The following is an 8057-nucleotide window of genomic DNA, read 5'->3' as shown; positions in this document are numbered from 1 at the left end:
ACGTTGACATATTGTCATTCAGTTTTCAATGTTCTTTAACACTTACAATACATTATTGTAACAAACAGAATTTATTAAGTCAAGAATTAATTTGTATTTCATTTCTTGTCATTTCTTAATTAATTCAACAAATAACATTTTATAATGTAATGATTTTAATTTCAATAGTCAAAATTACACTTTATTAACTAAATTTTAAAGTTCTTAACTTTTTCTTTTCAATTAATTAATCTGCTTTTGACGACTTTTATATAGTATCAAGATATAAACGTAACGTCAATATTTATTATCGATTTTTTAAGTTAAAATTTACTTAATGAGTGAATATATATCTACATATAGTACATTATATTTATATAGTGTAAATACTTTCGTTTTGTACATCTGCAAAACGAAGTCATATGTAAAAAGAAAGAGGCTGTACAAATTATTACAGCCCCTACTACTTATATACGATTATTTATATGAAATTGCTAAACAGTCATACTATTTCATCATTACTTTATCTCAATAAAACTTCATAAGAGTATCAATAATGACTAAATTTTTATTTTGCTTCTATTCTACGACCTTACTTTCTTCAATTTCCTTCTTCTTTACATTCTTTACATACTCCATATATTTCCATCCGATGATGAGTAACATCAAAATCTGTTACATGTTGAGCTAATTGCTCTACTTCATCTAATTGTGGATAATGGAAGTCAACGATTTTACCACATTTTTCACATATAATATGGTAGTGATTATGTGTATTAAAATCAAACCTACTAGATGAATCACCATATGTTAACTCTTTGACTATACCAATATCTTTAAAAACTCTTAGATTATTATAGATAGTAGCAACACTTATATTAGGAAATTTAGGTGAAAGTGCTTGATATATTTCATCTGCTGTTGGATGTGAATGTGAAGATATAAGATAACGCATAATTGCTTGTCTTTGGGGTGTAATGCGAACGCCCGCTTTTCTTAATGAAGCAATTGACTCTTCAAGTTCATGATCAATAGATTCAAGTTCCGCACTCACTTATTTCACCATCTTTCTAAATAATAATTATTATTACTTAATATTAATATAACTGTTGCTATAAATAAATGTCAATAAATACTTGCTGTTTTCAATTAGTAACCATAATCTAAGTCTACTTTATTCTCAATTACATCATAATTATTGAGAAAATGCTCAAGATTCTTTTTGAAAATGTCCGTAGCTTCTCTATTATTATTAGAATCATTACCTGTAATATGAGCAGTTATGGTCACATTATCTAAATCATATAAAGGATTGTCCTTACTAAGTGGTTCTTTTTCAAAAACATCTAAATAAGCATGTCTGATTAATCGATCTTTGAGTACATTGATGAGCACTTCCTCATCAACAATTGTTCCTCTTCCTACATTTATAAATAAGGCATTATTGTCCATTTGTATGAAATCTTTTCTTTTTAATAAGTAAATTGTTTCTTCTGTTTCAGGTAATGCATTAACAATAATATTTGCCTTTTCAATAACATCATCTAACTCTTCAATTGTATAAACTTCATCAAATTGTTCAACATTTTTTCCTGACTTACTAACCCCTATTACTTTCATTCCAAAAGCTTTGGCTAAATAAGCAGCCTTTTGTGCAATCGCACCAGTTCCCAAGAATAATAAAGTCTCTTCGTTTAATCTTTTACCAGTAATTCTGGAGTCATAATTTTTTTCTAATTGATTTCTATAGGAAGTTTTCATCTTTTTATAATCAAGCAAAATGAATGTCATTATATATTCAGACACTTGTTTAGCTTGTATACCTTTACCATTTGTTAGAATGATATCTCGCTCTTTAATATAATTTAACGGTAAATTATTTACACCTGTTGCAAACCATCCAATCCATTTAAGGTTGATACAATGTTCAATAAAGGTACGATCTATTTTGCCATCATAACCTATTAAAATGTCCATAGTTTTTCTATCATTAATAGGGATATTTATAGCTTTGTCATAAAATTTAAATTCTTCGTTTGGAAATTGTTTTCTTAATTCATTTTCTATTTCATTTAATCTATTTAAGCTAACAATTTTCAAAATTAACCCTCCAGAATATTTTTTATTGTTTCAATTTGTGTTTTTACCTTTACCTTTTCAATCACATCAATAATGTTACCATTTTCATCGAGAATAAATGTTGTTCTTACAATCCCCATATTCTCCTTGCCAAATGATTTTTTCAATTGGTAAACCCCAACTTTATTAGCAAGTTGATAATCTTTATCTACGAGTAAGTCAAAATTCAATTGGTGTTTTTTTATAAAATTTTGATGTTTCTTTTTAGAATCTGCGCTTATGCCATATATATCTACATCAAGTTGATTAAAATCTTCAATGTGATCTCTAAATTCACAAGCTTCAGTAGTACACGTTGGTGTATTATCTCTTGGATAAAAATAAAGAATCGTTTTACGACCTTTAATTGTTTCATTTGAAATAAAATTGCCATCTTGATTTTCTAAAGAAAAAGAGGGAAATTGTTCACCTTTACTAATCATATACTCACCTATTTCTTAAATGTGTTGATTTTATGATACGATATTAATTGAAAATATTAAATAAAAAGAGGTTGATAGATATGAAATTTACTGAAAGCGAACGTCTTCAGCAACTTTCTAATGAATATATTTTGGGAGGTGTGAATTCACCTTCAAGGTCGTATAAAGCAGTAGGTGGTGGGGCACCAGTAGTAATGAAAGAAGGTCATGGCGCTTACTTATATGATGTAGATGGTAATAAATATATCGACTATCTACAAGCTTATGGTCCAATAATAACTGGTCATGCACACCCACATATCACCGAAGCTATCCAAGATCAAGCAGCAAAAGGCGTACTTTATGGTACCCCTACTGAATTAGAAATAAATTTCTCAAAAAAACTTAGAGAAGCAGTTCCTTCTTTAGAAAAGATTCGTTTCGTGAACTCTGGTACTGAAGCAGTTATGACAACAATTAGAGTTGCTCGTGCTTATACTAAAAGAAACAAAATCATTAAGTTTGCAGGCTCTTATCATGGTCATTCTGATTTAGTTTTAGTGGCAGCTGGAAGTGGACCTTCTCAACTTGGTTCTCCAGATTCTGCTGGTGTCCCCCAAAGTGTTGCACAAGAGGTTATTACAGTACCGTTTAATGATATAGAATCATATAGAGAAGCTATTGATTATTGGAAAGACGACATTGCTGCAGTATTAGTAGAGCCGATTGTGGGTAATTTTGGGATGGTCATGCCACAACCAGGTTTCTTAGAAGAAGTAAATAAAATTTCTCATGATAATGGAACATTAGTTATCTATGATGAAGTTATCACTGCTTTTCGTTTCCATTATGGTGCAGCTCAAGATTTATTAGGTGTTAAACCAGACCTCACTGCTTTTGGTAAGATTGTTGGCGGTGGTTTACCAATTGGAGGCTATGGTGGTCGACAAGATATTATGGAGCACGTTGCACCATTAGGTCCAGCTTATCAAGCAGGAACAATGGCCGGTAACCCGTTATCTATGAGAGCAGGTATTGCTTTATTAGAGGTACTTGAACAAGAAGGTGTTTATGATAAACTTGATCAATTAGGTCGTCGTCTTGAAGAAGGGTTACAAAAATTAATAGATAAGCATCATATTACAGCAACAATAAATCGAATCTATGGCTCACTGACATTGTATTTCACAAATGAAAAAGTTACACATTATGAACAAGTTGAAAACTCTGATGGAGATGCTTTCGCTCAATTCTTTAAATTAATGTTGAACCAAGGCATTAATCTCGCGCCTTCTAAATTTGAAGCATGGTTCTTAACTACAGAACATACTGAAGAAGATATCGATCGCACACTAGAAGCAGCTGATTATGCATTTAGTAAAATGAAATAACCTACAGTATGAGAACTTGACACATTAACTATGTGTTCAAGTTCTTTTTATGTTCAATTATGGATTAACTGTTGAAAATTTAATGGAAATTTACGTTTTCACTTTTCCAAAGCAAAATTTATTATAGTTCATAAAATTTAATAGCTTTTAAAGTACAAAATAAAACTATTTGCTTAATTTCTTAACATTTTGCATCTAAAAACCAAATTGCGTATAGATAAACTTGATTATTTAAGTTCAGGGGTGTATAACAATAATGAATGAGAGTATTATTTTTACTCAAAATAATTAAAAGGAGCATTTAATTTGAGACTTGGAGCTCGGATTTTCAAAACTGGTATAGCCATTATCTTAGCTATGTCTATCGCTTCTTTACTTCCTGATAATATTGGTCTAAAAACGTTAGCAGGTGTCAGTGCAGTAGTTGCCATGCAACCGAGTGTTTATCGCTCAATCAAAACTGTTTCTGAACAAGCTATTGGTAATGTGATTGGTGCATTACTTGCAGTAACAATGGTAACGATATTCAGTAATAATTTCATTATCATGGGCGTTACCGTTATTTTACTCATTGCAATTTTGTTCCAATTTAATCTTGCCCATGTAGCAACACTTGCAAGCGTAACTGCACTTATAATTATGGGGCAACACACTGGTTCTTTCTATGTTGCCGCATTTTTTAGATTTGTACTAGTGATGATTGGTGTATTGAGTTCTTCTGTTGTCAATCTAATTTTTTTACCTCCTAAGTTTGAAACAAAAATTTATTATAATTCTATGAATATTTCTTCTGATATATTTGTTTGGTTTAAACTTGTACTCAATGACACATCAGAATTTCATAATATTAAACAGGATGGTGATCAACTAAACTCACGCATCAATAAATTAGAAAAGATTTTCGACTATTACAATGAAGAAAGACCATTAACAAAAAAACATATTTATCAACAGAATAGAAAAAAAATACTATTTAGAGAAGTAGTTAGAACGACCAGACAAGCATATGAAGTGCTAAAACGAATGTCACGATATCAAAATGATTTATATCAACTAAATAATCAATTACTTTTACAAATCAAATTAGAACTTGATTCATTAGTTACTTTACATGAACAAATATTTAAGAGTCTATCAAAAAAAGCTAGATATGATGTCACTCAATTAGATTATGAAGTTGACAATCCTCAGAAGAAAAACTTGATGGATGCTTTTCAGCAAGAATTAATTAAAAACCCACATCAGACGCAATATTCTTATAGCAATATGATGCAAATTATTGCTGAAATTGAAGAATACAGATATCAACTTGAACACTTAGATAGAATCCGTTTAAGTTTCTTTACCTATCACCGTTCTGATACTGATATAGACATTTCAGATGAGGACTTTGACTTATAATAAAACGGTAAATCAGAATTTTATTGGATTAATCAGTGAAATTCTCCTAGTTAGCAGTTTTGATTATAGGTAAAATAGTTCTTATTTTTAATAACTGCCAACAGTACAAAAATGCCTGAGACAATAACAGTCTCAGGCATTTTCAATGTTATAAGTGCTTTATAAATTTTGAATACTATAAAGATGCTCATAAGCACCGCGTTTATTAATTAATTGTTGGTGTGTGCCAGTCTCAACAATTCGTCCATTTTCCATTACAACTATTCTATCTGCATGAGTAATGGTAGATAGACGATGTGCAACAATTAATGTTGTTCTATCCTTACTTAAAACATCAAGTGCTTCTTGAATAATAGCTTCACTCTCTAAATCCAATGCACTTGTTGCTTCATCTAATATTAAAACAGGAGGATTATTTAAAAAGATACGTGCAATTGACAACCTTTGTTTTTGTCCACCAGATAATTTAACTCCTCGTTCTCCTACTTCAGTATCATATCCATTCGGTAAATTTGAAATAAAATCATGGGCATTCGCCATTTTTGCAGCTTCTACGACTTCATCATCAGTCGCATCAGGCCTACCCAACAAAATATTCTCCTTAACCGTATCAGAAAAAAGAATATTATCTTGTTGTACTAAGCCTATTTGATTCCTTAAACTACCAGTTAGGAAATCTTTAACATTATGATGATCGATAAGTATTTCACCTTGAGTAACATCATAAAATCTTGGTATAAGATTAATCAAAGTAGATTTTCCACCACCACTCATACCTACAAATGCTACAGTTTCGCCTTTGTTAATTGTTAAATTAATATCGTGTAATACTTCTTTTTCATTTTCATTATATTTGAAACTCACATGTTTTAAATCAATTTGACCCTTACTGATTTTAATTGGCTTTGCTCCAATGCCATTTTTGATGTCGTAATCCTCATCCATTAACTGAAATACTCTGTCCATAGATGCAAAACTTTGTGTAAGTGTAGTAAATGAAGATACTAGTCTTCTAAGTGGTCCAAATAATTGTTCTAGATAACCGACAAATGCTGCTAGAGTTCCGACAGTAATCGATCCTGTAATTGCCAAATATGAACCCACGCCAATCACAATTATTGGGCCTAAATCTGTAACAGTATTAATAGCAGCAAAAGAATATGCGTTCCATCTTGTATGTTGGAAGGCTCGTTGTAAAAAATTCTTGTTATGGTTATCAAAATTTTTAGCTTCATTGTCTTCAATAGCAAAACTTTTAATAACAGACATTCCTTGAACCCGCTCATGTAAGAAACCTTGTACTTCTGCTAGAGCTTGTGAGCGCACACGTGTAAGTTTTCGTAATCTTCCAAAGAAAAAATAAACAGTTAAAATATAAAATGGAAAAATAAAAATTGCAGCAAACGTCAATTTTACATCAAGGAAGAACATAATAGAAAGTGCGATAATAATCGTTATACAGTCAAGCCAGATATTCATCAATCCAGTAAGAATAAAGTCTTTTGTTTGTTCGACATCATTAATCACTCTTGAAATGACTTGACCGACTTGATTATTTGCATAAAAGCGAACACTTAGTGCTTGCAAGTGATTATACAATTGTTTACGAATATCATATAGTATTTTATTACTTGTCCATTGAGCTAAATATTGTCTAATAAACTCAATCGGCGGGCGAACAATTAAGAAAATAAATAATGCAATTCCTATTGCTACACCAAGGTGACTAAATTTTTCTTGATTTGTAAGCGAATGATTATTAATCACGCCATCTATAGCATATTTAATCAATAAAGGTATGAGCATGGGAATACCGAATTTAATAATCCCTACTATAATTGTTGCAATAATACGATATCTATAAGGTTTTACAAACTTTAAATATCGTTTTATCATGCGCCTTCCCTCCTAATAATTTGAAAATGAAGAGAGGTTGGCACATTGCATTTGTATACACTTTAAAAATAAAAGATACAAATGTTAATGTCTCAACCTCTAATACACGAAGACACTCTATTAGATATTAAGTTAGAAAGATGAACTAACAAATTACCGTTGTTGTTACACTTCATTTATGAATTTTTATAGATTACTTTTACAATATAAAATATTTTATTCTTATTTACATCTATTTTGCTTAATAATCTCTAATTTTTTTATAACGTTCTTTCCATACCTTTATAAAGTCAGGAGCAAAAGGCCCCTTTTTTTGTTCTATCCATTGTTGTAAAATATCAACATTTCTTCTTAAAATAATATCGATATCGTGTGGATAATTCATTTGGTTCATATGTTGCTCGTACTCATCTTCATCAAGTAAATGATATTTTCCGTTCGGATAAACTTTGATATCTAAATCATAATCAATATATTTTAACGCTTCTTCGTCACATGCAAAAGGCGAAGATAAATTACAATAATAATAAATACCATCTTCTCTAAACATACAAATAACATTAAACCAATATTCAGAATGAAAGTACACAATTGCTGGTTCTCGAGTAATCCATGTACGCCCATCACTTTCAGTTACTAAAGTGTGATCATTACCACCAATAATCACATGTTCCGTTCCCTTTAAAATTGTGGTTTCTGACCAGACACGATGAATATTACCATCATGTTTATAACTTTGAATCTTAATGTTTTCTCCTTCTTTAGGTATGGATTCCTTTACCATACTCCACACCACCTTTATCGTATTTAACCATTTAGATTATATCATATTTTAATATGCTTGATTAAC

At 30.5% G+C, this 8057-nt stretch carries 7 protein-coding genes; 2 read left to right on the top strand and 5 right to left on the bottom strand.

What is annotated here, in order from left to right; all coding sequences use genetic code 11:
- Positions 1 to 580 precede the first annotated feature (580 nt).
- The 3 genes from perR to bcp form a co-directional block, all read right to left on the bottom strand.
- Positions 581 to 1033, bottom strand: a complete 453-nt coding sequence (gene perR, locus HMPREF2576_RS05665) for a peroxide-responsive transcriptional repressor PerR (protein ID WP_001830391.1) — start codon at positions 1031 to 1033, stop codon at positions 581 to 583.
- 95 nt (positions 1034 to 1128) lie between these two features.
- The gene (locus tag HMPREF2576_RS05660; protein ID WP_070856243.1) at positions 1129 to 2079 is read right to left on the bottom strand and encodes a phosphoglycerate dehydrogenase; all 951 of its coding nucleotides are present in this window, start codon (positions 2077 to 2079) and stop codon (positions 1129 to 1131) included.
- 2 nt (positions 2080 to 2081) lie between these two features.
- On the bottom strand, positions 2082 to 2540 hold the full coding sequence (gene bcp, locus HMPREF2576_RS05655) for a thioredoxin-dependent thiol peroxidase (protein WP_001830449.1): 459 nt from the start codon (positions 2538 to 2540) through the stop codon (positions 2082 to 2084).
- An 80-nt stretch (positions 2541 to 2620) separates the two neighbouring features.
- Here bcp and HMPREF2576_RS05650 point away from each other — a divergent pair, with 80 nt between their 5' ends.
- Positions 2621 to 3910: a glutamate-1-semialdehyde 2,1-aminomutase gene (locus HMPREF2576_RS05650; RefSeq protein WP_001830429.1), complete on the top strand. Its 1290-nt coding sequence runs from the start codon at positions 2621 to 2623 to the stop codon at positions 3908 to 3910.
- Between the two features lie 306 nt (positions 3911 to 4216).
- Positions 4217 to 5311: an FUSC family protein gene (locus HMPREF2576_RS05645; protein WP_002457098.1), complete on the top strand. Its 1095-nt coding sequence runs from the start codon at positions 4217 to 4219 to the stop codon at positions 5309 to 5311.
- A 159-nt stretch (positions 5312 to 5470) separates the two neighbouring features.
- Here the strand turns inward: HMPREF2576_RS05645 and HMPREF2576_RS05640 are convergent, their stop codons facing one another.
- Complete coding sequence (locus HMPREF2576_RS05640) at positions 5471 to 7207, bottom strand: ABC transporter ATP-binding protein (protein WP_070856241.1); 1737 nt, start codon at positions 7205 to 7207, stop codon at positions 5471 to 5473.
- 241 nt (positions 7208 to 7448) lie between these two features.
- Complete coding sequence (locus tag HMPREF2576_RS05635; protein ID WP_001830384.1) at positions 7449 to 7991, bottom strand: nucleoside tri-diphosphate phosphatase; 543 nt, start codon at positions 7989 to 7991, stop codon at positions 7449 to 7451.
- Positions 7992 to 8057 lie beyond the last annotated feature (66 nt).

Origin of the sequence: Staphylococcus sp. HMSC063F05, assembly GCF_001837075.1 — a bacterium.
Lineage (GTDB): Bacteria > Bacillota > Bacilli > Staphylococcales > Staphylococcaceae > Staphylococcus > Staphylococcus epidermidis.
This window is presented reverse-complemented; position numbering and strand designations above follow the sequence as displayed.

Excerpts from the sequence above, each read along its gene's own strand:
- bcp (WP_001830449.1), bottom strand. The coding sequence starts at position 2,540 with ATGATTAGTAAAGGTGAACAATTTCCCTCTTTTTCTTTAGAAAATCAA.
- HMPREF2576_RS05650 (WP_001830429.1), top strand. The coding sequence starts at position 2,621 with ATGAAATTTACTGAAAGCGAACGTCTTCAGCAACTTTCTAATGAATAT.
- HMPREF2576_RS05635 (WP_001830384.1), bottom strand. The coding sequence starts at position 7,991 with ATGGTAAAGGAATCCATACCTAAAGAAGGAGAAAACATTAAGATTCAA.
- HMPREF2576_RS05640 (WP_070856241.1), bottom strand. The coding sequence starts at position 7,207 with ATGATAAAACGATATTTAAAGTTTGTAAAACCTTATAGATATCGTATT.